Genomic DNA, 22,463 nt, shown 5'->3' with positions numbered 1-22,463 from the left:
GATGAGCACTCCCAAGAAGGTCGTCGTCTTCGACTACGGCTTCGGCAACGTCCGCTCCGCCGAGCGCGCCCTCGCGCGCGCGGGCGCCGACGTCGAGATCACCCGCGACTTCGACACGGCCATGAACGCCGACGGCCTGCTCGTCCCCGGCGTCGGCGCCTTCGCCGCCTGCATGGAGGGCCTCAAGGAGGCGCGCGGCGACTGGATCGTCGGGCGCAGGCTCTCCGGCGGCCGTCCCGTGATGGGCATCTGCGTGGGCATGCAGATCCTCTTCGCGCGCGGCATCGAGCACGGCGTGGAGACCGAGGGCCTGGACGAGTGGCCCGGCACCGTCGAGCCGCTGAAGGCCGACATCGTGCCGCACATGGGCTGGAACACGGTGCAGGCATCGGCGGGGTCCCCGCTCTTCAAGGGCCTGGACGACGACGCGCGCTTCTACTTCGTGCACTCCTACGCCGTGCACACCTGGTCCCTCGAAGTCGCGAACCCGGTGATGCGTGCCCCGTACGTGCACTGGTCCACGCACGGCGAGCCCTTCGTGGCGGCCGTCGAGAACGGCGCCCTGAGCGCCACCCAGTTCCACCCCGAGAAGTCCGGCGACGCCGGCGCCCAGCTCCTCACCAACTGGATCGGAACCCTGTGAGCACTCTCGAACTCCTTCCCGCCGTCGACGTCCGTGACGGCCAGGCCGTACGCCTCGTCCACGGCGAGTCCGGCTCGGAGACGTCCTACGGCTCCCCGATGGAGGCCGCCCTCGCCTGGCAGCGGTCGGGCGCCGAGTGGCTGCACCTGGTCGACCTGGACGCCGCGTTCGGCACCGGCGACAACCGCTCCCTGATCGCCGAGGTCGCGGGCGCCATGGACATCAAGGTCGAGCTGTCCGGCGGCATCCGCGACGACGACACGCTCGCCGCCGCGCTCGCCACCGGCTGCACCCGCGTCAACCTCGGCACGGCCGCGCTGGAGACCCCGGAGTGGGTCGCCAAGGTCATCGCCGAGCACGGCGACAAGATCGCGGTGGGCCTCGACGTACGCGGCACCACGCTGCGCGGCCGCGGCTGGACCCGCGACGGCGGCGACCTCTACGAGACCATCGAGCGCCTCAACGCCGAGGGCTGCGCGCGCTACGTGGTCACCGACATCGCCAAGGACGGCACGCTGCAGGGTCCCAACCTGGAGCTCCTGCGGGGCGTCTGCGCGGCGACGGACCGTCCCGTGGTCGCGTCCGGCGGGGTCAGCAGCCTCGACGACCTGCGCGCCATCGCCGAGCTGGTCCCGCAGGGCGTCGAGGGCTCGATCGTCGGCAAGGCGCTGTACGCGAAGGCGTTCACCCTCGAAGAGGCGCTCGCCGCGGTGGCCTCGTCATGAGCGACGTCGTACGCCGGGTGAACTCGGGCGGCCCCTGGGAGGACGCCATCGGCTACTCCCGTGCCGTCGAGCTGCCCAACGGCCTCGTCCTGGTGGCGGGCTGCACGTCCGTGGTGAACGGCTCCATAGACGCGGGCACGCCCTACGAGCAGACGGTCAACGCCTTCCAGGTCGCCTTCGACGCCCTGAAGAAGCTGGGCCTCGGCCGCGAGCACGTGGTGCGCACCCGCATGTACGTCACGCACGCGCGCGACGTCGACGACGTGGGCCGCGCCCACAAGGAGCTCTTCGACGACGTGCGCCCCGCCGCCTCGATGCTCATCGTCTCCGGCTTCATCGACCCCAGCCTGGTCGTCGAGGTCGAGGTGGAGGCGTACCGGGGAGCTGAGACGTCATGACCCTCTCCGTACGCGTCATCCCCTGCCTCGACGTGGACAACGGCCGCGTGGTGAAGGGCGTCAACTTCCAGAACCTGCGGGACGCGGGCGACCCCGTCGAGATGGCCAAGGTGTACGACGCCGAGGGCGCCGACGAGCTCACCTTCCTGGACATCACGGCCTCCTCCGGCAACCGCGAGACGACCTACGACGTGGTCCGCCGCACCGCCGAGCAGGTCTTCATCCCGCTCACGGTCGGCGGCGGCGTGCGCACCGCGGAGGACGTCGACAAGCTGCTCCGCGCGGGCGCCGACAAGGTGGGCGTGAACACGGCCGCCCTCGCGCGCCCCGACCTGATCCGCGAGATCGCGGAGCGGTTCGGGCGGCAGGTGCTCGTCCTCTCGGTGGACGCGCGCAGGACCCCCTCGGGGAGCTTCGAGGTCACGACCCACGGCGGCCGCGAGTCCGCCGGGATCGACGCCGTCGAGTGGGCGCACCGGGCCGCCGAGCTGGGCGCGGGCGAGATCCTGCTCAACTCCATGGACGCGGACGGCACCAAGGACGGCTACGACATCGAGATGATCTCGGCGGTCCGCAAGCACGTCACGGTGCCGGTGATCGCCTCGGGCGGCGCGGGCCGCCTGGAGCACTTCCCGCCCGCCGTCGCGGCGGGCGCGGACGCGGTGCTCGCCGCTTCGGTCTTCCACTTCGGGGACCTGCGGATCGGCGAGGTCAAGGAGACGCTGCGGGGGGCGGGGCATCCCGTCCGCTGAGCCTCGCGTGGTGTGAGCCCCGGTTTCCCTGGTGGGAGCCGGGGCTCTTCTTCGTGGAGTTAGGAAGCGAAAGTTGCGCAATTTATATTGCGCAACTTTTCTTTCGTACTTACGGTGGGGGTATGGACGACAAGCAGGAGTCGCGGCCGCCCGCGACCCGCCGGATCACCGACGTCGGCACGCTGAAGGCATTCGGGCACCCGTTGCGCCTGAAGCTCTACGGCACGCTGCGGGTGGCGGGTACTGCGACCGCCTCGCAGCTCGCGACGCAGGTCGACGAGGCCGTCTCGCTGGTCAGCTACCACCTGCGCAAGCTTGCCGAGCACGGCCTCATCGAGGAGGCCGACGCTCAGAGCGGGGACGCGCGGGAGCGGTGGTGGCGCACAGCGCAGGAGGCTCTGAGCTTTCGCCACGAGGACTTCAAGGACACCCCGGAAGGCGCCGCCGTCCACGCGTCGGTCATCAGGTCACTGATCGCCCACCACCGTGAGCAGTACGAGACTTACCTAGACCAGCAGGCATCCTGGGGCGAGGAGTGGCGCAGGGCGGCCGACCAGTCGGACTTCCTCGCCCGCCTCAATTCCGCCGAACTCAGCGAGCTCAACACCGAGATCCACGCCCTGATCAAGACGTACGAGGAGCGGGGCAAGGCCGCGGAGGCCGCCGGTGACACCGAGGGGCGCGAGAACGTCGCTGTGCACCTGGCCAGCTTCCCGTTCCGGAACTTCTGAGGGCCCGCCGTGACCACCACTCGCATACCCTCGGCCCCCGGCGTCGCCGAACGCCCCGCCCACCGCGACCCCAACGTCCTGCGCTGGCTCGGCGCCTACACCGCATCGATGATCGGCGACAGCGTCTACTTCGTGGCGCTGTCCTGGGCCGCGGCCCGCAGCGGCGGCGCGGCGCAGACCGGGCTCGTGCTCGCCGTCGGCGCGGTGCCGCGCGCGGTGCTCATGCTCGGCGGGGGCGTCATCGCCGACCGCTTCGGCCCCCGCCGCGTGGTCATCGGCAGCGACGCGGTGCGCTGCGCGGTGGTCCTCGCGGTTGCCGCGCTGCTCCTGGTGGCCGCCCCCGGAATCTGGGTGCTCGCCGCCGTCGCCCTCGTCTTCGGGGCCGTGGACGCGCTCTTCCTGCCGAGCGTGGGCGCCCTGCCGCCGCGCATCACCGCGCCGGGGCAGCTCGGCCGGGTGCAGGGCCTGCGCGGCCTCGCCCAGCGCGTGGCCACGGTCTGTTCGGCGCCGCTCGGCGGCCTCGCGGTCGCGGTGGGCGGGCCCGCGGCGGGGTTCGGGGTGGCCGGGGTGCTCTTCGCCGTGTCCCTGCCGCTGCTCATGACCGTACGGATGCGGGAGCTCGCCCCCGACGAGCGGGCGGGGGCCGCGGACACCGCGCGGCGCCAACTGGCCGACGGGCTGCGGTACGTGCGGGGCCACCGCGTCCTCGCCCCACTGGTGGTCACGATCGCGGTGAGCGAGATGGGCTTCGCCGGGCCGGTCAACGTGGGCCTCGTGCTGCTCGCCGACGAGCGTGGCTGGGGCGCGGCGGGGATGGGGTGGATCCTCGCGGGCTTCGGCGTGGGCGCGGGGACCGCGTCGCTGCTGCTCGCCGTGCGGCGGCAGGTGCCACGGGCGGGGCTCGTGATGTCGTGGGCGGTGCTGCCGGGAGCGGTCGCGCTCGGCGGGTTCGCGTTCGCGCCGTCCGTGGCGGCCGGAGTGGTGGCCGCGTTCTTCGTGGGGCTGTGCCTCGGCCTCGGCGGCGCGCTCGCCGGGGCGCTCCTGCAGACGGTCACCGACCCCGCCTACCTGGGCCGCGTCACCTCGGTGAGCAGCCTCTTCACCATGGGCGTGCCGCCGCTCAGCTACCCCCTCACCGGTGTCGCGATCGGCGCCTGGGGTGCGGGCCCCGTCTTCGTCACGGGAGCGGTCATCACCCTGACGGGCGGCGTGATCGGACTCTGCTCCCGCCCCCTGCGCCGCGCCGAACTCCCGCGCTGATGCGGCGAGTTCAGCCGATCGGCTGAGAGATCTGCACCAGATTGCCGACCGTGTCGTCGAGCACCGCGGTGAGCACGGGGCCCTGCCGCGTCGGCGGCTGCGGGAAGGTCACGCCGAGTGCGCCGAGGCGGGCGTACTCGGCGCGCACGTCGTCGACCGAGAAGACGACGCACGGCAGGTCCGCCGCCCGCAGCGCCGCGCGGTACGGCTCGGCGATCGGCCCGTGGCCCGGCTCCAGGAGCAGCTGCAGGTCACCCTGCGCACCGGCCGCCCCCACCGTGACGAACGGGAAGCCGCCGCCCCCGTCCACGTGCATCCGGGTCTCGAAGCCGAGGACGTCCGTGTAGAAGGCGTGAGCCTTGACGACATCGTCGACATAGAGACTCACCATGGCCACTTTGATCATGGCTTGGATCCTAGAGTCCGAGCTGCTTGGAGTCGTGCAGCGTGGCGATCGCGTCCTTGTCGCCGTCCAGGGCCACATCGGCGACGTCCTGCCGCCCGTACACGAACATCAGCAGCTCGGCGGGCTCACCGGTCACCGTCACCACCGGCGTCCCCCGGTGCGCCACCGCCGTCCTGCCGTCGGGGCGGCGCAGCACCAGGCCGGTCGGCGCCTTGCGGCCCACCAGGCGCGCGGTGCGCTCCAGACGGGACCAGAGGGCGTCGGCGAACACCGGGTCGAGCTCGCGCGGCGTCCAGTCGGGCACGGCCCTGCGGACGTCCTCGGTGTGCACGTAGAACTCGACGGCGTTCGACGCCTCGTCGATCTGCTTGAGCGAGAAGGGCGAGAAGCGCGGCGGCCCCGTCCTGATCAACTGGATCAGTTCCTCGTACGGCTTCGCGGCGAACTCGGCCTGCACCCGCTCCAGGCGCCCGGCCAGCTGCTTGATCAGGAGCCCGCCCGCGGCGTCCGCGCGGCGCTCACGCACCACCACGTGGGCCGCGAGGTCCCGGGTCTGCCAGCCCTCGCACAGGGTGGGGGCCGCGGGGCCCTGCGCCTCCAACAGATCGGCGAGGAGAAGTCGTTCACGCTTGGCATGGGTCGACATGCCAGCCAGCCTACGACCGCCCACGCGGTCCGGACAGTGGACGCACGCGGGGCGCGGGCGGGGAGCGCGGCACAATGGGCCCATGACCAGCGTTCCCCCGCCCAGCAGCAGCCTCGACCCGGAGATCGCCGCGCGCCTGAAGCGCGGCGCCGACGGGCTCGTCCCCGCCATCGCCCAGCAGTACGACACCGGTGAGGTGCTGATGCTCGGCTGGATGGACGACGAGGCGCTGCACCGCACCCTGACCACGGGCCGCTGCACCTACTGGTCGCGCAGCCGCCAGGAGTACTGGGTCAAGGGCGACACCTCCGGCCACTTCCAGTACGTCAAGGAGGTGGCCCTGGACTGCGACGCGGACACCGTCCTCGTCCAGGTCGACCAGGTCGGCGCGGCCTGCCACACCGGCACCCGCACCTGCTTCGACACCGACGTGCTTCCCGTGTCCCACACGGCCGCGCCCGGTCAGTAGGGTCTGCTCCCATGGACCTCGAGACCTTCCGCAAGCTGGCGGCCGACCGCCGCGTGCTCCCCGTCAGCCGCAGGCTCCTCGCGGACGGCGACACCCCCGTCGGCCTCTACCGCAAGCTCGCCGCCGAGCGTCCGGGCACCTTCCTCCTCGAGTCCGCGGAGAACGGCCGTTCCTGGTCCCGCTACTCCTTCGTCGGTGTCCGCAGCGCCGCCACCCTCACCGCCCGCGACGGCGAGGCCCACTGGCTCGGCACCCCGCCCGTCGGCGTCCCCACGTCGGGCGACCCGCTCGCCGCGCTGCGCGCCACCGTCGAACTCCTGCACACCCCGCGCGACCTGGCGGCCGGGATGCCGCCCTTCACCGGCGGCATGGTCGGCTACCTCGGCTACGACATCGTGCGCCGCCTGGAGAAGATCGGCCCGGGGGAGCGGGACGACCTGCGGCTCCCCGAGCTGACCATGCTGCTCACCAGCGACCTCGCCGTACTCGACCACTGGGACGGCTCGGTCCTGCTGATCGCCAACGCGATCAACCACAACGACCTCGACACCGGCGTCGACGAGGCGTACGCCGACGCGGTCGCCCGGCTCGACGCCATGGAGGCCGACCTCTCCCGGCCCGTCTCCCAGCCCCCCGCCGCCCTGCCGCCCTCCGAACTGCCCGTGTACACCGCGCTGTGGGGCGGCGAGCAGTACCAGGAGGCCGTCGAGGACATCAAGGAGCGCATCCGGGCCGGTGAGGCCTTCCAGGTCGTGCCCTCGCAGCGGTTCGAAACCCCGTGTACGGCAAGCGCGCTGGACGTCTACCGGGTGCTGCGGGCCACCAACCCCTCGCCGTACATGTACCTCTTCCGCTTCGACGGGTTCGACGTGGTCGGCTCCTCGCCCGAGGCCCTCGTCAAGGTCGAGGACGGGCGCGCCATGGTGCACCCCATCGCGGGGACCCGGCACCGGGGCGCCACCCCGCAGGAGGACCAGGCGCTCGCCGAGGAACTGCTCGCCGACCCCAAGGAGCGCGCCGAGCACCTCATGCTCGTCGACCTGGGCCGCAACGACCTGGGCCGGGTCTGCGAGCCGGGATCCGTCGAGGTCGTCGACTTCATGTCCGTCGAGAAGTACTCGCACGTCATGCACATCGTGTCGACCGTCACCGGCCGGGTCGCCGGGGGACGCACCGCCTTCGACGTGCTCACCGCCTGCTTCCCGGCGGGCACCCTCTCCGGTGCCCCCAAGCCCCGCGCGATGCAGATCATCGACGAGCTGGAGCCCTCCCGGCGCGGCCTGTACGGCGGCTGCGTCGGCTACCTCGACTTCGCGGGCGACTCCGACACCGCGATCGCCATCCGCACCGCCCTGCTCCGCGAGGGCACGGCGTACGTGCAGGCGGGGGCGGGTGTGGTCGCCGACTCCGACCCCGTCGCCGAGGACACCGAGTGCCGCAACAAGGCCGCCGCCGTCCTGCGCGCCATCCACACGGCGAACCGGCTGCACGCGCGTTCGGACCGTGAGGGATAGTGGACAGGTGACTTCCGCAGTACCACCGCCCCGTACCGAGGCTCCCGCCGAGAGCCGAGAGCAGCGCAGCAGCAGGCGGAGCATCGCCGCCGCGCTGTTGCTCGGCGCCGTCGGCGCGGCCCTCGCCCTGCTCGCATCGCGCCAGGACTGGGCGCACGGCACCGCTTCGGTGGCGGGCGGCTCCCTGCCGCTCTCGGCCACGGGAGGCGACGTCACCGGCGTCCCCGCGACCCTCGCCATAGTGGGCCTCGCCTCCCTCGTCGCGGTCTTCGCGGTCCGCCGCACCGGACGCGTCCTGGTCTCCCTGCTGCTCACGCTCAGCGGCGCGGGCACGATCGCGGCCGCCCTCCTCGGCGTGGACGACCGGGCCGCCCTCGACGAGAAGGCCGCCACGGCGTCCGGCGACGCCGCCGCCACCATCGGCGACCTGAGCCACACGGGCTGGCCCTACGCCGCCGCCGCCGCGGGCGTCCTGCTCCTGCTCGCGGGCCTGCTCGCGCTCACCTACGGCCGTGGCTGGCCCGCGATGTCGGGCCGCTACGAACGCGACGGCTCGCCCAGGCCCCGCAAGCCCCGCCGCGCTCCCGACCCGGAGCGTCCCGAGGAGATGTGGAAGGCCCTCGACCGCGGCGAGGACCCGACGCGCGAGACCTGATCGGCCCGACGCGCGTAGCGTGACCCCGCGCTCAGGTCATGGGCGCGAGTACGGGACAATGGCCGCGAGCGTCCGACTCGCGGTGGGCTTCCCCCATCACCACGCACAGCAACGAGGAGCAAGTCATGGCCAGCCACGGACACACCCCGGCCGCCTGGACCGGTGTCATCATCGCCTTCATCGGTTTCTGCGTCGCGGGTGCCTTCATGGTGATGGCGAACGTGCCCGGGTTCTGGGCCGGCATGGCGATCATCGTGATCGGCGGCATCGTGGGCGGTGCCATGCGCATGGCGGGCCTGGGCCAGACCAAGCGCCCGCAGCGACAGGTCGCGGGCTCCGAGAGCTGACCTTCGGCGCACCCGAGAGGCGGTCCGGCAGTCGCCGGGGCCGCCTCTTGTGCGTCCGCCTGCCGGGCGGTGGCACCCCGCGCGGGGCAGAATGCTCGGGTGACCGCCGAAACCGAGAGCGCAGCGCCCGCCGTCCTGACCCGTCTGCTCGTGCCGGCCGGTGTGCTCGCCTCGGTCGTCGGGGCCTTCGCCTACGTCGGCGCGGTCGACCCGAACGAACCAGGCCACTACCCCGCCTGCCCGCTCCTGCGCCTCACCGGCATCTACTGTCCGGGCTGCGGCGGCCTGCGCAGCGCCCACGCGTTCGTCCACGGCGACTTCACCGCGGCGCTCGGCGCCAACGCGATGGCCGTCGCCGGATACGTCCTCTTCGCCGTCCTGTGGACCGTGTGGGCGATCCGGGCGGCGCGCGGGAAGCCGCTGCGGATCGAGTTGGGGCCGGTGCAGCTGTGGAGCGTCGGCGGGCTGATCGCGCTCTTCACCCTCGTCCGGAATCTCCCGTTCGGATCGTGGCTGCACCCCTGACGGCGCACGCCGCGGCACCGGTGGGAACGCACGTTGAGGCACCGGTGAAAGACACAGGTCACGGGCGTGCCGACTGTCCAGGTCGTGGGACTCTCGTCAACCGGATGCGGAGCCTTCGCCCTCCTGCGGATACCATCGCAGTGACTAGCTTGACCGTCAGCTCAACTGTCAGGAAGGGGGCCGCTCGCGTGAGTGTGCTCGACGAGATCATCGACGGAGTCCGTGCCGACCTCGCGGAGCGGCAGGCGCGCGTCAGCCTCGACGAGCTCAAGGAGCGCGCGGCCAAGGCGCCCGCGGCCAAGGACGGCGCGGCAGCCCTGCGCGGCGACGGCGTCAAGGTCATCTGCGAGGTCAAGCGCTCCAGCCCTTCCAAGGGCGCGCTCGCCGCGATCGCCGACCCCGCGGGGCTCGCCGCCGACTACGAGGCGGGCGGCGCCGCCGTCATCTCCGTGCTCACCGAGGAGCGCCGCTTCGGCGGTTCGCTCGCCGACCTGGAGGCCGTCCGCGCCAAGGTCGACATCCCGGTGCTCCGCAAGGACTTCATCGTCACCTCCTACCAGCTGTGGGAGGCCAGGGCGTACGGCGCGGACCTCGCGCTGCTCATCGTGGCCGCCCTGGAGCAGCCCGCCCTGGAGTCCCTCATCGAGCGTGCCGAATCGATCGGCCTCACGCCGATCGTCGAGGTGCACGACGAGGACGAGGCCGAGCGCGCCGTGGACGCGGGCGCCCGCGTCATCGGCGTCAACAACCGTGACCTCAAGACCCTCAAGGTCGACCGCTCCACCTTCGAGCGGGTCGCGCCGGAGCTGCCGGACAGCGTCGTCAAGATCGCCGAGTCCGGCGTGCGCGGGCCGCACGACCTCATCGCCTTCGCCAACGCGGGCGCCGACGCGGTGCTCGTGGGCGAGTCCCTGGTCACCGGGCGCGACCCGAGGGGCGCGGTCTCCGACCTGGTCGCCGCGGGCGCCCACCCGGCCCTGCGCCACGGACGGAGCTGACCCACCCCGATGACCGCCTTCGCCCGCCTCGCCCCCGGCTGCCGCCCCCGCGGCTGCCGCGCGCCCGCACGGCGCGTCAGGGGCAGGCGGGTCAGGTACCACATCGGCGCGGAACCGGGCCAGATCCCCGGCATGCGATGGCAGGGCGGCGCCTGAGCGCCGCCGAGCTGATCAGCGCCCCGTAAGGGGCGCGGGGAACTGCGCGACAAGCCCACGTCGGGCCGCGGTCGCAACAGAAGCCTGACCAGCAACGGCGCCAAGGCGAACACCGTCCAGGCCCAGTGCAACGTCAACGCGAGGTTTCCGCATGCCCAGCGAGTTCTTCATTCCCGACTCGTCCAGCCAAGTGCCCAACGAAGACGGCTACTTCGGCGCGTTCGGCGGCAAGTTCATCCCGGAGGCCCTCGTCGCCGCCGTGGACGAGGTCGCCGTCGAGTACGAGAAGGCCAAGCACGACCCCGAGTTCGCCCGCGAACTCGACGACCTGCTCGTCAACTACACCGGCCGCCCCAGCAGCCTCACGGAGGTGCCCCGCTTCGCGGAACACGCGGGCGGCGCACGGATCTTCCTCAAGCGCGAGGACCTGAACCACACCGGCTCGCACAAGATCAACAACGTGCTCGGCCAGGCCCTGCTCACCAAGCGCATGGGCAAGACCCGCGTGATCGCCGAGACCGGCGCGGGCCAGCACGGCGTCGCCACGGCCACCGCCTGCGCGCTCTTCGGCCTCGAATGCACCATCTACATGGGCGAGATCGACACCGAGCGCCAGGCACTCAACGTGGCCAGGATGCGCATGCTGGGCGCCGAGGTCGTCGCCGTGAAGTCCGGCAGCCGCACCCTGAAGGACGCCATCAACGAGGCGTTCCGCGACTGGGTCGCCAACGTGGACCGCACGCACTACCTCTTCGGCACCGTCGCGGGCCCGCACCCCTTCCCCGCCATGGTCCGCGACTTCCACCGCGTCATCGGCGTCGAGGCCAGGCGGCAGATCCTGGAGCGCGCGGGACGGCTGCCCGACGCCGCCGTCGCCTGCGTGGGCGGCGGCTCCAACGCTATCGGCCTCTTCCACGCCTTCATCCCCGACGCGGACGTCCGCCTCATCGGCTGCGAGCCCGCCGGGCACGGCGTGGAGACCGGAGAACACGCGGCCACGCTGACCGCGGGCGAGCCCGGCATCCTGCACGGCTCCCGCAGCTACGTCCTCCAGGACGAGGAGGGCCAGATCACCGAGCCCTACTCGATCTCGGCCGGACTCGACTACCCCGGCATCGGCCCCGAGCACGCCTACCTCAAGGACAGCGGCCGCGGCGAGTACCGCGCGGTCACCGACGACGCGGCGATGCAGGCCCTGCGGCTCCTCTCCAGGACCGAGGGCATCATCCCGGCCATCGAGTCCGCGCACGCGCTCGCGGGCGCGCTGGAGATCGGCAAGGAGCTCGGCACGGAGGGGCTGATTGTCGTCAACCTCTCCGGGCGCGGCGACAAGGACATGGACACGGCCGCGCGCTACTTCGGCCTGTACGACACGGACGCCGCCGTCGAGGCGGACGCGGCGGCCACCGCGGAGATCGAGGGGGACGCCAAGTGAGCGGCAACATCAACCTGTTGGACGACACCCTCGCGGCCGCGAAGGCCGAGGGCAGGTCCGCGCTCATCGCCTATCTCCCGGCCGGGTTCCCGACCGTGGACGGCGGCATCGCGGCGGTCAAGGCCGCCTTCGACGGCGGCGCGGACGTGGTCGAGGTGGGCCTGCCGCACTCCGACCCGGTGCTCGACGGCCCCGTCATCCAGACCGCCGACGACATCGCGCTGCGCGGCGGCCTCAAGATCCGCGACGTCATGCGCACGGTCCGCGAGGCCTTCGAGGCCACCGGCAAGCCGGTGCTCGTCATGACGTACTGGAACCCGATCGACCGCTACGGCGTGGAGCGCTTCACCGCCGAACTCGCCGAGGCGGGCGGCGCGGGCTGCATCCTGCCCGACCTGCCCGTCCAGGAGTCGGCGCTCTGGAGGGAGCACGCCGACAAGCACGGCCTGGCGACGGTCTTCGTGGTCGCGCCGAGCAGCAAGGACGAGCGGCTCGCCACGATCACCGCGGCCGGTTCCGGCTTCGTCTACGCGGCGTCCCTGATGGGCGTCACCGGCACCCGCGCCTCCGTCGGTGAACAGGCGCAGGAGCTGGTGGGGCGCACCAAGGCCACCACGGACCTGCCGGTCTGCGTCGGGCTCGGCGTCTCCAACGCCCGCCAGGCCGCCGAGGTCGCGGGCTTCGCCGACGGCGTGATCGTCGGCTCGGCCTTCGTCCAGCGGATGCTCGACGCCGAGGACGAGCAGGCGGGGCTCGCCGCCGTGCGGGCGCTCGCGGGCGAACTCGCGGACGGTGTGCGCGGCAAGGCATAACCCGTACGGGTGGATTCGGACCGGGGAGGCACGCTCGTGCCTCCCCGGTTCGTTGGCGGGGTGTGAGTGAGAAGAACCGTGAGGGAAAGCGATCGGCCCGCGAGCGGCTGGCGGAAGAGCGAGAGCGGCAGAAGGCCCGCGACAAGCAGCGCAGAGGGTTGGTCGTCGGAGCCGCGGTGGTCGGTGTGCTCGGCCTCGCCGCGGTGGTGGGCCTGCTCGCCGCCAATTCCGGTGGTGACGACACGAGCGACACGTCGTCGGGCCCCGTCGTCGTGCCCAAGGGGGCGAACGGCAAGGACCAGTTGTCGCTCCCGCTCGGCAAGGGGAGCGCCAAGTCTACCCTCGACATCTGGGAGGACTTCCGCTGCCCGGCCTGCAAGCAGTTCGAGGACGCGTACCGCTCGACCATCCACGAGCTCGCCGACAAGGGCCAGCTCAAGGTCGAGTACCACCTGGCCACGCTGATCGACAAGAACCTCGGCGGCAGCGGCTCGCTCCGCGCGGCCAACGCGGCGGGCTGCGCCCAGGACGCGGGCAAGTTCCCTCCGTACCACGACGTCCTCTACAAGAACCAGCCCGAGGAAGCCGACGACGCGTTCAGCAAGAACGCCAAGCTGATCGAGCTCGCGGGCCAGGTGGACGGGCTCGTCACGGACTCCTTCAAGAAGTGCGTCGAGGACGGCAAGCACGACAGCTGGGCCACCGCGTCCAACAAGGCCTTCCAGGACGCCAAGCTGCGGGGCACGCCGACGGTGCGGCTCGACGGCAAGGACATCTTCGGCGACCAGCAGAACCCGCTGACCCCCGCGAAGCTGAAGAAGATGGTGGAGGACGCGAACAAGGGCTAGCGCCCGCCGCCGACGCTCCCGTTACGGACCCGTAGCCGGGCTGATTGCCGTCCCCGCCGCCCGGCACGGTAGCGTCGGACCTGCCATGGACCTTGCCTTCATTCCCAGTCCGTCGCGCGGTGTGGTCGATCTCGGCCCCATTCCGTTGCGCGGCTACGCGTTCTGCATCATCATCGGCGTCTTCGTGGCCGTCTGGCTCGGCAACAAGCGGTGGGTCGCCCGCGGGGGCCAGTCCGGCACCGTGGCCGACATCGCCGTGTGGGCCGTGCCGTTCGGCCTCGTCGGCGGGCGGCTCTACCACGTGATCACGGATTACCAGCTGTACTTCAGCGAGGGCCGTGACTGGGTCGACGCCTTCAAGATCTGGGAGGGCGGCCTCGGCATCTGGGGCGCGATCGCACTCGGCGCGGTCGGCGCGTGGATCGGCTGTCGTCGGCGCGGCATCCCGCTCCCCGCCTGGGCCGACGCGCTGGCCCCCGGCATCGCGCTCGCCCAGGCGATCGGCCGCTGGGGCAACTGGTTCAACCAGGAGCTGTACGGCAAGGCCACGGACGTGCCGTGGGCCCTGAAGATCACCTCGGCGGAGGACGGCCGGGTCCCCGGCACGTACCACCCGACCTTCCTGTACGAGTCGCTGTGGTGCGTCGGCGTCGCCGTCCTGGTCATCTGGGCCGACCGCCGCTTCAAGCTCGGGCACGGCCGGGCGTTCGCGCTGTACGTCGCCTCGTACTGCGCGGGGCGCGCCTGGATCGAGTACATGCGCGTCGACGACGCCCACCACATCCTGGGCGTCCGCCTCAACGTGTGGACCGCGATCGTGGTCTTCGTGCTCGCGGTCGTCTACCTCGTGGTCTCGGCGAAGATCCGCCCCGGCCGCGAAGAGATCGTCGAACCCGCCGCGGTCGCCTCCGGCGAGGTGGACGGGGACGATGCCTCTGCGGATGAGCCCGCGGCGGACAAGAAGGAGCCCGCGGCGGACAAGAAGGAGCCCGCGGCCGAGAAGAAGGAACCCGCGGAGGACGCGGCGGAGTCGGCCGAGAAGAGCTGACGTTCTCTCAGCGTCTGTACGTCGACGGGGCCGCCGGATCATGGGATCCGGCGGCCCCGTCGCGTTGGCGGTGGGGGCGGATCGCCGTCGCGGCAGAACAGAGGTCAGCCCCTGCGGGACAGGGACAGGGCCAGGGTTCGGCGCGCGCCCTCCACCACCGCCCTGTCCACGAAGCGGCCGTCCGGCAGGGCCAGTGCTCCCTCGTCCGTCGTCGCCGCCTTGGTGATCTCCTCGGCGCGTTCGACCTCCTCGGGAGTGGGCAGGTAGGCCCGTTCGATCACCGGGAGTTGGCGGGGGTGGATCGCCGCCCGGCCCAGGAAGCCGAGCGCGCGGCCCCGGGCGCAGGACGCGGCGAGCCCTTCGAGGTCGCGGATGTCCGGGTGGACCGACTGGGCGGGCGGGGCCAGACCCGCCGCGCGCGCGGCCACCACCACGCGCGAGCGCGCCCAGTCCAGCCCCACCTCCTCGCGTACGCCCAGGTCGGCGCGGAGGTCCGCCTCGCCGATGGAGAGGCCGTGCAGGGCGGGGTGCGCGGTGGCGATGGCGAAGGCGTGCTCCAGGCCGAGCGCCGATTCGATGAGGGCGTGGAGGGCGGGGGCGCCGCCGTCGGCGGGGGCCGCGCGTTCCGCGACCCGGATGACGTCGGCGCGCGAGGTGACCTTGGGCAGCCGCAGCCCGGCGACGCCGGGGAGCGGGGCGATCGCGCGCAGGTCGGCCTCGGCGAGCGGACCGTCCAGGGCGTTCACGCGGACGTGCACGGGGACGGGAGGGGGCTCCGCGAGGAGTTCGGCGGTGGCCGACCTGGCGTACTCCTTGCGGTCGGGGGCGACCGCGTCCTCCAGGTCGACGATCACCACGTCGGCGCCCGCGAGGAGCGCCTTGGCCACCACACCGGGACGGTCCCCGGGGACGTACAGCCAGGTCAGGGGGTGTGGAGCGGTCACAGGGCGCCCTCCTTGCGCAGCGTGGTGATCTCCCGTTCCGTCAGGCCGAGCTCGGTGAGGACCGCGTCCGTGTCCGCGCCGTGCGGGCGGCCCGCCCAGGTGATCGCGCCGGGGGTCTCGGAGAGGCGGAAGAGGACGTTCTGCATGCGCAGGGGGCCGAGTTCGGGGTCCTGGACCGTGGTGATCGTGTCCAGGGCCGCGTACTGGGGGTCTGTCATGACATCGCGTACGTCCTGGACGGGGGCGACCGCCGCCTCGGCCTTCTCGAAGGCGTCGATCACCTCGGCGCGGGTGCGGCGGGCGATCCAGGAGCCCACGGCCTCGTCGAGGACGTCCGCGTGCCGCGCGCGGTCGGCGCCCGAAGCGAACCACGGTTCGGCGATCAGTTCGGGGCGGCCGACCAGACGCATGACGCGCTCCGCGACGGACTGGGCCGAGGTGGAGACGGCGACCCAACCGCCGTCCGCCGTGCGGTAGGTGTTGCGGGGCGCGTTGTTGGCGGAGCGGTTGCCGGTGCGGGGCTGTACGTGGCCCAACTGGTCGTACCAGAGCGGCTGGGGGCCGAGGACCGTGAGGATCGGCTCGATGATCGCCATGTCGACGACCTGGCCGCGGCCCGTGCGGTCGCGCCCCGCGAGCGCCGTCATCACCGCGTACGCCGTCGCGAGGCCCGCGATCGCGTCGGCGAGCCCGAACGGCGGGAGCGTCGGCGGGCCTTCGGGATCGCCGGTGATCGCGGCGAAACCGCTCATCGCCTCCGCGAGCGTGCCGAAGCCGGGGCGGTGCGCGTACGGGCCGAACTGGCCGAAGCCGGTGACGCGGGCGAGGACCAGACGGGGGTTGGCCGCGCTCAGTTCGGGCCAGCCCAGGTCCCACTTCTCCAGGGTGCCGGGGCGGAAGTTCTCGACGACGACGTCGGCGGTGGCGGCCAGGCGGAGCAGCGTGTCGCGGCCGCCGGGCGACGACAGGTCGAGCGTCATCGTGCGCTTGTTGCGGCCGAGCAGCTTCCACCACAGGCCGACGCCGTCCTTGGAGGGGCCGTGGCCGCGCGAGGGGTCGGGACGGGTGGGGTGCTCGACCTTGATGACCTCCGCGCCGAAGTCGCCGAGCATCGTGGCGGCGAGCGGCCCCGCGAAGAGGGTGGCCAGGTCGAGGACGCGCAGGCCGGTCAGCGGAGGCGTCATGAGGCGACCTGCGCCTCGCCGTCGATCTCCGAGCGGTACGGCATGGAGGCCGACGCGCCGGTCCGCTGGACGGAGAGCGCGGCCGCCGCCGAGGCCCAACCGAGCGCGTCGGCAACGGAGTTGCCCTCGGCGAGCGCCACGGCGAGGGTGCCCGCGAAGGTGTCGCCCGCGCCCGTCGTGTCGACCGCGGTGACCCGGCGCGCGGGCACCACGACGGGATCGGCGCCACGGGCCGCGTACAGACTGCCCCGCGAACCCAGGGTGATCACGACCTCGGGGACCTGGGAGAGGAGCGCCCCGGCCGCCGCACGCGGGTCGTCGGCGATGCCGGTGAGCGCGGCCGCCTCGTGCTCGTTGGGCAGCAACAGGTCGGTGGCCGCGAGGAGTTCGGGCGGCAGGGGCTGCGCGGGGGCCGGGGTGAGCACCGTGCGTACGCCGTGCCGTCGGGCGGCCTGCGCGGCGGCGAGGACGCCGTCGAGCGGGACCTCCAGTTGGAGAAGGAGTGCGTCGGCCGAGGCGATCAGGCCCTCGTCGCCGGGGGCGAGCGCGGTCAGCGTGCCGTTGGCGCCGGGGATGACGACGATCGAGTTGCCTCCGTCGTCGTCGACCACGATGTGCGCGGTGCCGGTCGCCGTCTCGACGGTGCGCAGCAGGTCGGTGTCGACGCCGGAGTGTTCGAGCGCCGACCGGAGCCGGGTGCCGTGGGCGTCGGTGCCGACCGCACCGATCATGGAGACGGTGGCGCCCGCGCGGGCCGCGGCGACGGCCTGGTTGGCGCCCTTGCCGCCGGGGACCGTGCGGAACTCGCGTCCCGTCACGGTCTCGCCGCGCTGCGGGGCCTTCGCGACGTACGCGACGAGGTCCATGTTGGCGCTGCCGAGGACGGCGATGTGGGGCGTGGGGGTCATGAGCGGTGCGCCTCCCGGGCGGTGAGTTCTGCGAGGGTGTCGAAGCCGATGCCGTCGAAGTCGCCGATGGACGTGGCGAGTCGGTTCTTGAGCGGGGCCGTCCAGTGGTCCGGGATCCTGTCCGGGCGACCGGCGAGCAGGCCCGCGACGGACCCCGCGGTCGCGCCGTTGGAGTCGGTGTCCCAGCCGCCGGAGACCGCGCGGGTGAGGGAGCCGGTGAAGTCGCCGTCGGCGTGGGTGAGGGCGGCGGCGAGCAGGGCGGCGTTGGGGATGACGTGGACCCAGTGGTGGTCGGCGTGGGCGGCGTGCAGCCGGTCGACCACGCGGTCGAAGTCCCGCTCCTCCTCGGCCAGTTGGATCCCGTGCCGGACGGCGAGGGCGAGCCGCGACCGGGGCGGTACGACGGAGAGCCCGGCCCGCAGGCAGTGGTGCACGTCGCCGCGTCCTGCCGCCGCCTCGGCGATGGTGGCCGCGGCGAACTCCGCGCCGTGGACGCCGTTCGCCGTGTGGGTCAGGGTCGCGTCGCGGTGGGCCTGTGCGGCGGCCGCGGCCGGGTCGCCGGGGTTGGTCCAGCCGTGCACGTCGGCGCGGATCAGGGCGCCGATCCACTCGCGGAACGGGTTGCGGTGGGTGGCGGTGCGCGGGGGCTCGATGCCGGTGAGGAGGTTGCGGTACGCGACGCGTTCGGCGGTGAAGGTGCGGCCCGCGGGGAGTTCGTCCAGCCAGAGCCGTGCCACGTCCGTGGTGGTGAAGGTCTTTCCGTGGCGCTGGAGGAGGATGAGGTTGAGGAGGGGGTAGTTGAGGTCGTCGTCCTCCGGCATGCCGTCGATGTTCTCGGCGAGGGAGGTCTTTGCGGAGCGCTTGTTCCAGGGGTACGTGGCCCTCAGTGCGGGTGGGACGCCTCTTTCCGTGAACCATGTGCGCAAGGGCCAGTTGCCTGTGGCCTTGGCGAGGCTTCTGATGCCGTCCAGGGGGAGCTTCTCGACCGGCTTGCCCAGGAGGCATCCGGCTGCTCTGCCCAGCCAGGCTGCGTGGAGGCGTGGGAGCAGCTCCTGTGTCGTCGTATCGGCACTCGGCGACGGGGCGTTGTGCCCACCCTTCCCCAAGCTCTCGGCTTCGCTCGAGCAGGGGAGACCCCACTCGCCCTGCGGCCCGCCTGCCCACAACGGGGCAGCCGCCGCCAGTTCGTCCAGGAGTTGTTCCGCCAGGGCTCTGAGGTGGGCCGGGGTCGGACCAGGGGACGCGCCCGCGCGAGCAGGTGCCTCGTGGCCGCCCGCCGTCAGCCAGCGCGAACGTACCGATGCGACGTCACGGCCCTCCAGTTCCGCCTGTCGGAGCTCGTGGCCGATCAGGTCCTCCGGCTGGACCCAGGTCAGGCGGATCACCGGGCGGCCGTGAGCGACGCGAAGGCGGATTCGTGGGCGCGGCGGTGACGTACGTCGCGGGTGAAGACTTCGCGCGCCACGTCCGTGAGGACTCGCGCCGGGGCGTGCAGGTCGAGGCGGCTCGCCTCGGACACCGTCTTGGACCACTCGCGCGGGATTGCCGCCTCGCCGCGCAGGGCGCCCACGAGTCCGCCGCTCATCGTCGCGATGGAGTCGCAGTCCCTGCCGTAGTTGACCGAGCCGAGGACCGTGCGGCGGTAGTCGCCCTCGCCGACCAGGAGCATGCCGAGGGCGATGGGGAGTTCCTCGATGGAGTGCAGCCGGGAGGGGCGGCGGGCGCCGAGGGAGGGGGCGCGGTAGTCGGGGCCGACGGTGTCGAACGGGGCGACCGCCGCGCGCAGCGGGGCCAGCGCCGTCTCGAAGTCGCGGTGCGGCGCCGCCGCTTCGGCCACCGCCTCGATCGCCGCGCGCGTCCCGTCCTTCGCCAGGTCCAGGCAGGTGCCGATCACCGAGTCCGGGGTCGCGCCCGGCGCGCAGGCCGCCGCGACCGCCGCCGCGAAGACGCCCGCCGCCTCGCGGCCGTACGACGACTGGTGGGCGCCCGCGACGTCGAGCGCCTCGGCGTAGGCGGCCGCCGGGTTCGCCGCGTTGACCAGGCCGACCGGCGCCATGTACATCGCCGCACCGCAGTTGACGATGTTGCCGGTGCCCGCCTCGCGCGGGTCGACGTGGCCGTAGTGGAGCCGGGCGGCGAGCCACTTCTCGGCGAGGAAGATCCGGTGCAGGGGGATCGCCTCGGCCTCCAGTTCGGGGATCCAGCGGGGCGTCGTCATCAGGTCGGGGACCAGGTGGTCGGCGACCGCGTACGCGTCGAGGTGATCGCGGACGGTGTCGTAGACGCGGACGAGGGCGTGCGTCATCAAGGTGTCGTCGGTGACGTGGCCGTCGCCCTTGTGGTACGGCGCGATGGGCCGTGCGGTGCGCCACCGGTCGCCGTTCCAGGGGCCGACGACGCCCCGGACGCGGCCGCCGTGCCGCTCGGCGATCTGCTCGGGGGCGTACCCCTCGACGGGACCGCCGAGCGCGTCGCCGACCGCCGCTCCGACGAGGCTGCCGGTGATGCGGTCCGCCAGATCCGGGCTGCCGGGCGTCGGAGCGCCGGGTCCCGGGGCGCTGGATGCCGGAGTGCTAGGTGTGGGCGTCATGTCGGAATTGTCCATCTGGAGTGGTCGGTTCCGTGGGTTCCGCGCGGCTCAACTGTCCGGCGAGTTCCACCAGGTCGGTGCCCACGAGGTGGGGGAGCGCGCAGCCGGACAGGGTGCGGCAGGCGGCACGCCAGCTCTCGGGGATCGCGGCGGCCGTGCCGAGCGTGCCGGTCAGCGCCCCGGCGAGGGCGGGCGCGGAGTCGGCGACGCGGGACAGGCACGCGGCGGCGGGCACCGCCTCGTGGATGCGGCCGCGTGCCGCGGTGGTCAGGGCGAGGGCGACGGGGACGGTCTCGGCGGCGGCGATGCCGTAGCTGTAGACGTGGTCGACGATCTGATGTTCGAGGAGCGGTACGAGGGCGAAGGCGCCGCCGTCGTCCTGGGTGGCCTCGGCGCGGGCGAGCTTGACGGCGTGGCGGGCGTTGCGGCCGATCTCCGTGTGCTCGGGGAGCTGTTCGAGCGCGCTGTCCACCGCGGTGTCGACGTCGGCACCGCCGAGCGCGGCCGCGATCGCCGCCGCCATCGCGCGGGCGCCGTGCACCCCGTCCCCGTCCTGGGTGTAGCGGGCGTCGAACTCCGCGAGGGCGGCGGCCTGTTCGGGTCGTCCCGGGTGGACGAGGGCCAGCACGCAGGCGCGTACACAGGCGGCGTCGTCGAAGTAGTGCGGGTTGTCGTGGCCGGTGGCGGGCGGGCGCAGGCCCGCGCGAGGTTGCCGAGGCCCGCCCGCACGGAGATGCGGGCGCGCAGCGGGAGCACCGCCGATTCGACCTCGGGGGCGCGGGCCGCTGCCGCGGAGACTTCGGCGGCGAGGGTGTTCCAGGAGAGGTCGAGGGTGGCCCGTACGCGGCGGTCCGCGCCCAGCGCCGTGCCGAGGGTGCCGTCCGCGGCGCGGAGCAGGGACTCGGCGGTGAAGGCCGCCCATTCGGCGTCGTCCGACGGGCCGAGGCGCAGGGGCTCGGGTGGCTGGTTCAGGGCGATGGGGACGGGGAGGGTGGTGGTGGCGTTCTGTTCCGCGAAGGTGTCGAGTTCGCGGGTGAGTCTTCGTGTCCACTCGGGCATGCGGGCTGCTCTGTGCCTTGCCGCGGGCCAACCGGCGGCGTCGCCTGCGGACAGGCCCAGTAGGAGCCCTTCCGTGAGTTGGCTGGTGCCCCCTTGAGCGGTGCTCGGCGACGGGGGCTGCGCCCACCCTTCCCCAAGCTCTCGGCTTCGCTCGACCAGGGGAGACCCCACTCGCCCTGCGGCACGATTGCCCACAGTGGTCCTCACGCTTCTCCCTCCTCGGAGTCCGGTGTCAGCAACTCCGCGATGTCCAGTACGTGATGGCCGCGCATCGACGGGAGGCAGCTGCCGCGCGCCGGGCCGATCGCCCCCGACCAGTCGAGGGGGATCGCCGAGGCGCCGCACGTGGCGCCGGAGAGCGCGCCCGCCACCGCCGCCGTCGTGTCCGCGTCGCGGCCCATGTTGACCGCGGTCAGGACGGCCGCGGCGAAGTCGCCGCGCGCCGCCGCGTACGCCCCGAAGGCGAGGCCCACCGCCTCGGGGGCGAGGTCGGTCCAGGGGTACCCGCCGATCACCACCGCGGAGCGGACCGCGCGCTCGCCCCGGTCGGCGACCGCCACCGCGCGGCGCAGCGAGCGGGAGGTCCAGCAGTCGTCGGGGATCGCGGCGAGCGCCGCCGCCACCACGGCGTCGACCCGCGCGCCCGCCATGGCCGCCGCGACGCCCGCCGCCACCGCCTGGCCGCCGTAGATGCCCTCGCCGTCGTGGCTGACCGAGCCGTCGATCGCGACGAGGCGGGCCGCCTCGCGCGGGCGGCCCGCCGCGAAGACGCCGAAGGGCGCGGCCCGCATCGCGAGGCCGTCGCTCCACGCGTGCCGGTGCTGGGCGGAGATGGGGGCGGCGAGGCCCCTGCGCAGGTTCTCCAGGGTGCCGCGCTCGCTGAACCCCGCGCCGCGGAACGGGCCTTCGTCCAGGTCCGCGATCCACTGGTGCCAGGCGGTCTCGACGTGCGCGACCGTCAGGGCGGAGCCGTGCCGGGCGAGCAGCAGCCCGGAGAAGATCGCGTACTCGGTGTCGTCCGTGCCCGCCGGGTGCTCGGCGACGTATCCGGTGATGCGGCCCCAACGGCGGCGGATCTCGGACGGCTTCATGTTCTCGGCGGGGGCGCCGAGCGCGTCGCCGACCGCCAGGCCGAGCAGCGCGCCGCGCGCCCGTTCGCGGAGGTCGTCGGCGTCGCCGGGCGGCGGGACCGAGGGAACGCGTGCGGTGGTCGGCATGGCGTGCCTCCCTTGAGCGCGGGACCGCGGGGCGCGGTGCTTGGAGCATGTCTGCCACGCGGTGCGCTCACACGAGCACACCTGAGCTCAGATCACTCCTTCGCTCGTCGAGAGGGGCCGGTCCGGGTGACGCGAGGGCCCCGCCGGACCCCTTCGTGCGGCGCGTTTTCGCAGGTAAGTACGGCCTTCCTTG

25 protein-coding genes and 1 pseudogene are annotated in these 22,463 nt (G+C 73.1%); 17 read left to right on the top strand and 9 right to left on the bottom strand.

What is annotated here, in order from left to right; translation table 11 throughout:
• Position 1 precedes the first annotated feature (1 nt).
• The 6 genes from hisH to KY5_RS10190 all read left to right on the top strand — a co-directional run bounded on the left by hisH (position 2) and on the right by KY5_RS10190 (position 4,509).
• Positions 2-643, top strand: a complete 642-nt coding sequence (hisH, locus tag KY5_RS10215; protein WP_098241934.1) for an imidazole glycerol phosphate synthase subunit HisH — start codon at positions 2-4, stop codon at positions 641-643.
• Entirely contained in the window at positions 640-1,368 is a 729-nt protein-coding gene (gene priA, locus KY5_RS10210) for a bifunctional 1-(5-phosphoribosyl)-5-((5-phosphoribosylamino)methylideneamino)imidazole-4-carboxamide isomerase/phosphoribosylanthranilate isomerase PriA (RefSeq protein ID WP_098241933.1), read from the top strand. The genes hisH and priA overlap by 4 nt, the downstream gene beginning before the upstream one ends.
• A complete protein-coding gene (locus KY5_RS10205; protein ID WP_098241932.1) occupies positions 1,365-1,766 on the top strand; it encodes a RidA family protein in 402 nt (133 codons plus the stop codon). Before priA ends, KY5_RS10205 begins: the two co-directional genes overlap by 4 nt.
• A complete protein-coding gene (gene hisF / locus KY5_RS10200) occupies positions 1,763-2,518 on the top strand; it encodes an imidazole glycerol phosphate synthase subunit HisF (RefSeq protein WP_098241931.1) in 756 nt (251 codons plus the stop codon). The genes KY5_RS10205 and hisF overlap by 4 nt, the downstream gene beginning before the upstream one ends.
• 122 nt (positions 2,519-2,640) lie before the next feature.
• Positions 2,641-3,249: a winged helix-turn-helix domain-containing protein gene (locus tag KY5_RS10195; RefSeq protein ID WP_098241930.1), complete on the top strand. Its 609-nt coding sequence runs from the start codon at positions 2,641-2,643 to the stop codon at positions 3,247-3,249.
• 9 nt (positions 3,250-3,258) lie between these two features.
• The gene (locus tag KY5_RS10190; RefSeq protein WP_234362682.1) at positions 3,259-4,509 is read left to right on the top strand and encodes an MFS transporter; all 1,251 of its coding nucleotides are present in this window, start codon (positions 3,259-3,261) and stop codon (positions 4,507-4,509) included.
• A 10-nt stretch (positions 4,510-4,519) separates the two neighbouring features.
• On the opposite strand, the gene KY5_RS10185 is transcribed toward KY5_RS10190, so the two are convergent.
• Positions 4,520-4,915: a VOC family protein gene (locus KY5_RS10185; RefSeq protein WP_098241929.1), complete on the bottom strand. Its 396-nt coding sequence runs from the start codon at positions 4,913-4,915 to the stop codon at positions 4,520-4,522.
• Between the two features lie 10 nt (positions 4,916-4,925).
• Positions 4,926-5,561: a TIGR03085 family metal-binding protein gene (locus KY5_RS10180; protein ID WP_098241928.1), complete on the bottom strand. Its 636-nt coding sequence runs from the start codon at positions 5,559-5,561 to the stop codon at positions 4,926-4,928.
• Positions 5,562-5,643: 82 nt separating this feature from the next.
• Here KY5_RS10180 and hisI point away from each other — a divergent pair, with 82 nt between their 5' ends.
• From hisI to lgt, 11 genes are all read left to right on the top strand, one after another.
• A complete protein-coding gene (gene hisI / locus KY5_RS10175; protein WP_098241927.1) occupies positions 5,644-6,030 on the top strand; it encodes a phosphoribosyl-AMP cyclohydrolase in 387 nt (128 codons plus the stop codon).
• 11 nt (positions 6,031-6,041) lie between these two features.
• Positions 6,042-7,544 (top strand): anthranilate synthase component I, encoded by a 1,503-nt coding sequence (locus KY5_RS10170; RefSeq protein ID WP_098241926.1) that lies wholly within the window; start codon positions 6,042-6,044, stop codon positions 7,542-7,544.
• A gap of 7 nt (positions 7,545-7,551) precedes the next feature.
• Positions 7,552-8,199: a TIGR02234 family membrane protein gene (locus KY5_RS10165; RefSeq protein WP_098241925.1), complete on the top strand. Its 648-nt coding sequence runs from the start codon at positions 7,552-7,554 to the stop codon at positions 8,197-8,199.
• A 125-nt stretch (positions 8,200-8,324) separates the two neighbouring features.
• A complete protein-coding gene (locus KY5_RS10160) occupies positions 8,325-8,546 on the top strand; it encodes an HGxxPAAW family protein (protein WP_098241924.1) in 222 nt (73 codons plus the stop codon).
• Between the two features lie 99 nt (positions 8,547-8,645).
• Positions 8,646-9,071, top strand: coding sequence for a DUF2752 domain-containing protein (locus tag KY5_RS10155; RefSeq protein WP_098241923.1), 426 nt, complete (start codon positions 8,646-8,648; stop codon positions 9,069-9,071).
• Between the two features lie 188 nt (positions 9,072-9,259).
• Complete coding sequence (gene trpC, locus KY5_RS10150) at positions 9,260-10,069, top strand: indole-3-glycerol phosphate synthase TrpC (protein ID WP_098241922.1); 810 nt, start codon at positions 9,260-9,262, stop codon at positions 10,067-10,069.
• A gap of 9 nt (positions 10,070-10,078) precedes the next feature.
• Positions 10,079-10,225: a tryptophan biosynthesis modulator TrpM gene (gene trpM, locus KY5_RS42115; protein ID WP_199843006.1), complete on the top strand. Its 147-nt coding sequence runs from the start codon at positions 10,079-10,081 to the stop codon at positions 10,223-10,225.
• Positions 10,226-10,376: 151 nt separating this feature from the next.
• On the top strand, positions 10,377-11,660 hold the full coding sequence (gene trpB / locus KY5_RS10145; RefSeq protein ID WP_098241921.1) for a tryptophan synthase subunit beta: 1,284 nt from the start codon (positions 10,377-10,379) through the stop codon (positions 11,658-11,660).
• The gene (gene trpA / locus KY5_RS10140) at positions 11,657-12,472 is read left to right on the top strand and encodes a tryptophan synthase subunit alpha (protein WP_098241920.1); all 816 of its coding nucleotides are present in this window, start codon (positions 11,657-11,659) and stop codon (positions 12,470-12,472) included. The genes trpB and trpA overlap by 4 nt, the downstream gene beginning before the upstream one ends.
• A 62-nt stretch (positions 12,473-12,534) precedes the next feature.
• On the top strand, positions 12,535-13,320 hold the full coding sequence (locus tag KY5_RS10135) for a DsbA family protein (protein ID WP_098241919.1): 786 nt from the start codon (positions 12,535-12,537) through the stop codon (positions 13,318-13,320).
• A gap of 85 nt (positions 13,321-13,405) precedes the next feature.
• A complete protein-coding gene (gene lgt, locus KY5_RS10130; protein ID WP_098241918.1) occupies positions 13,406-14,368 on the top strand; it encodes a prolipoprotein diacylglyceryl transferase in 963 nt (320 codons plus the stop codon).
• A gap of 104 nt (positions 14,369-14,472) precedes the next feature.
• Here the strand turns inward: lgt and KY5_RS10125 are convergent, their stop codons facing one another.
• The 7 genes and pseudogenes from KY5_RS10125 to KY5_RS10095 form a co-directional block, all read right to left on the bottom strand.
• Positions 14,473-15,312 (bottom strand): HpcH/HpaI aldolase/citrate lyase family protein, encoded by an 840-nt coding sequence (locus KY5_RS10125; RefSeq protein ID WP_098241917.1) that lies wholly within the window; start codon positions 15,310-15,312, stop codon positions 14,473-14,475.
• Positions 15,309-16,496 carry a CaiB/BaiF CoA transferase family protein gene (locus tag KY5_RS10120; protein ID WP_098241916.1) on the bottom strand — a complete coding sequence of 396 codons (1,188 nt, stop codon included), beginning with the start codon at positions 16,494-16,496 and terminating at the stop codon, positions 15,309-15,311. The genes KY5_RS10125 and KY5_RS10120 overlap by 4 nt, the downstream gene beginning before the upstream one ends.
• On the bottom strand, positions 16,493-17,404 hold the full coding sequence (rbsK, locus tag KY5_RS10115; RefSeq protein WP_098241915.1) for a ribokinase: 912 nt from the start codon (positions 17,402-17,404) through the stop codon (positions 16,493-16,495). The genes KY5_RS10120 and rbsK overlap by 4 nt, the downstream gene beginning before the upstream one ends.
• The gene (locus tag KY5_RS10110) at positions 17,401-18,789 is read right to left on the bottom strand and encodes an ADP-ribosylglycohydrolase family protein (protein ID WP_098241914.1); all 1,389 of its coding nucleotides are present in this window, start codon (positions 18,787-18,789) and stop codon (positions 17,401-17,403) included. Before KY5_RS10110 ends, rbsK begins: the two co-directional genes overlap by 4 nt.
• Complete coding sequence (locus KY5_RS10105) at positions 18,786-19,994, bottom strand: ADP-ribosylglycohydrolase family protein (RefSeq protein ID WP_098241913.1); 1,209 nt, start codon at positions 19,992-19,994, stop codon at positions 18,786-18,788. The genes KY5_RS10110 and KY5_RS10105 overlap by 4 nt, the downstream gene beginning before the upstream one ends.
• Positions 19,978-21,260, bottom strand: a pseudogene (locus KY5_RS10100) (ADP-ribosylglycohydrolase family protein). Before KY5_RS10100 ends, KY5_RS10105 begins: the two are co-directional and overlap by 17 nt.
• On the bottom strand, positions 21,257-22,270 hold the full coding sequence (locus KY5_RS10095) for an ADP-ribosylglycohydrolase family protein (RefSeq protein WP_098241912.1): 1,014 nt from the start codon (positions 22,268-22,270) through the stop codon (positions 21,257-21,259). Before KY5_RS10095 ends, KY5_RS10100 begins: the two are co-directional and overlap by 4 nt.
• Positions 22,271-22,463: the final 193 nt, after the last annotated feature.

The organism is Streptomyces formicae (assembly GCF_002556545.1).
GTDB lineage: Bacteria > Actinomycetota > Actinomycetes > Streptomycetales > Streptomycetaceae > Streptomyces > Streptomyces formicae_A.
Note: the sequence above shows the minus strand (reverse complement) of the source record. Positions and strands in the feature narration are given on the sequence as shown.

Bases quoted from the DNA above. Each gene is read 5' to 3' on its own strand.
- hisI (WP_098241927.1), top strand. From the start codon at position 5,644: ATGACCAGCGTTCCCCCGCCCAGCAGCAGCCTCGACCCGGAGATCGCC.
- KY5_RS10185 (WP_098241929.1), bottom strand. From the start codon at position 4,915: ATGATCAAAGTGGCCATGGTGAGTCTCTATGTCGACGATGTCGTCAAG.
- lgt (WP_098241918.1), top strand. From the start codon at position 13,406: ATGGACCTTGCCTTCATTCCCAGTCCGTCGCGCGGTGTGGTCGATCTC.
- KY5_RS10195 (WP_098241930.1), top strand. From the start codon at position 2,641: ATGGACGACAAGCAGGAGTCGCGGCCGCCCGCGACCCGCCGGATCACC.
- hisF (WP_098241931.1), top strand. From the start codon at position 1,763: ATGACCCTCTCCGTACGCGTCATCCCCTGCCTCGACGTGGACAACGGC.
- trpB (WP_098241921.1), top strand. From the start codon at position 10,377: ATGCCCAGCGAGTTCTTCATTCCCGACTCGTCCAGCCAAGTGCCCAAC.
- KY5_RS10180 (WP_098241928.1), bottom strand. From the start codon at position 5,561: ATGTCGACCCATGCCAAGCGTGAACGACTTCTCCTCGCCGATCTGTTG.
- KY5_RS10105 (WP_098241913.1), bottom strand. From the start codon at position 19,994: ATGACGCCCACACCTAGCACTCCGGCATCCAGCGCCCCGGGACCCGGC.
- hisH (WP_098241934.1), top strand. From the start codon at position 2: ATGAGCACTCCCAAGAAGGTCGTCGTCTTCGACTACGGCTTCGGCAAC.
- KY5_RS10120 (WP_098241916.1), bottom strand. From the start codon at position 16,496: ATGACGCCTCCGCTGACCGGCCTGCGCGTCCTCGACCTGGCCACCCTC.
- KY5_RS10170 (WP_098241926.1), top strand. From the start codon at position 6,042: ATGGACCTCGAGACCTTCCGCAAGCTGGCGGCCGACCGCCGCGTGCTC.
- rbsK (WP_098241915.1), bottom strand. From the start codon at position 17,404: ATGACCCCCACGCCCCACATCGCCGTCCTCGGCAGCGCCAACATGGAC.
- KY5_RS10160 (WP_098241924.1), top strand. From the start codon at position 8,325: ATGGCCAGCCACGGACACACCCCGGCCGCCTGGACCGGTGTCATCATC.
- KY5_RS10205 (WP_098241932.1), top strand. From the start codon at position 1,365: ATGAGCGACGTCGTACGCCGGGTGAACTCGGGCGGCCCCTGGGAGGAC.
- trpM (WP_199843006.1), top strand. From the start codon at position 10,079: ATGACCGCCTTCGCCCGCCTCGCCCCCGGCTGCCGCCCCCGCGGCTGC.
- KY5_RS10095 (WP_098241912.1), bottom strand. From the start codon at position 22,270: ATGCCGACCACCGCACGCGTTCCCTCGGTCCCGCCGCCCGGCGACGCC.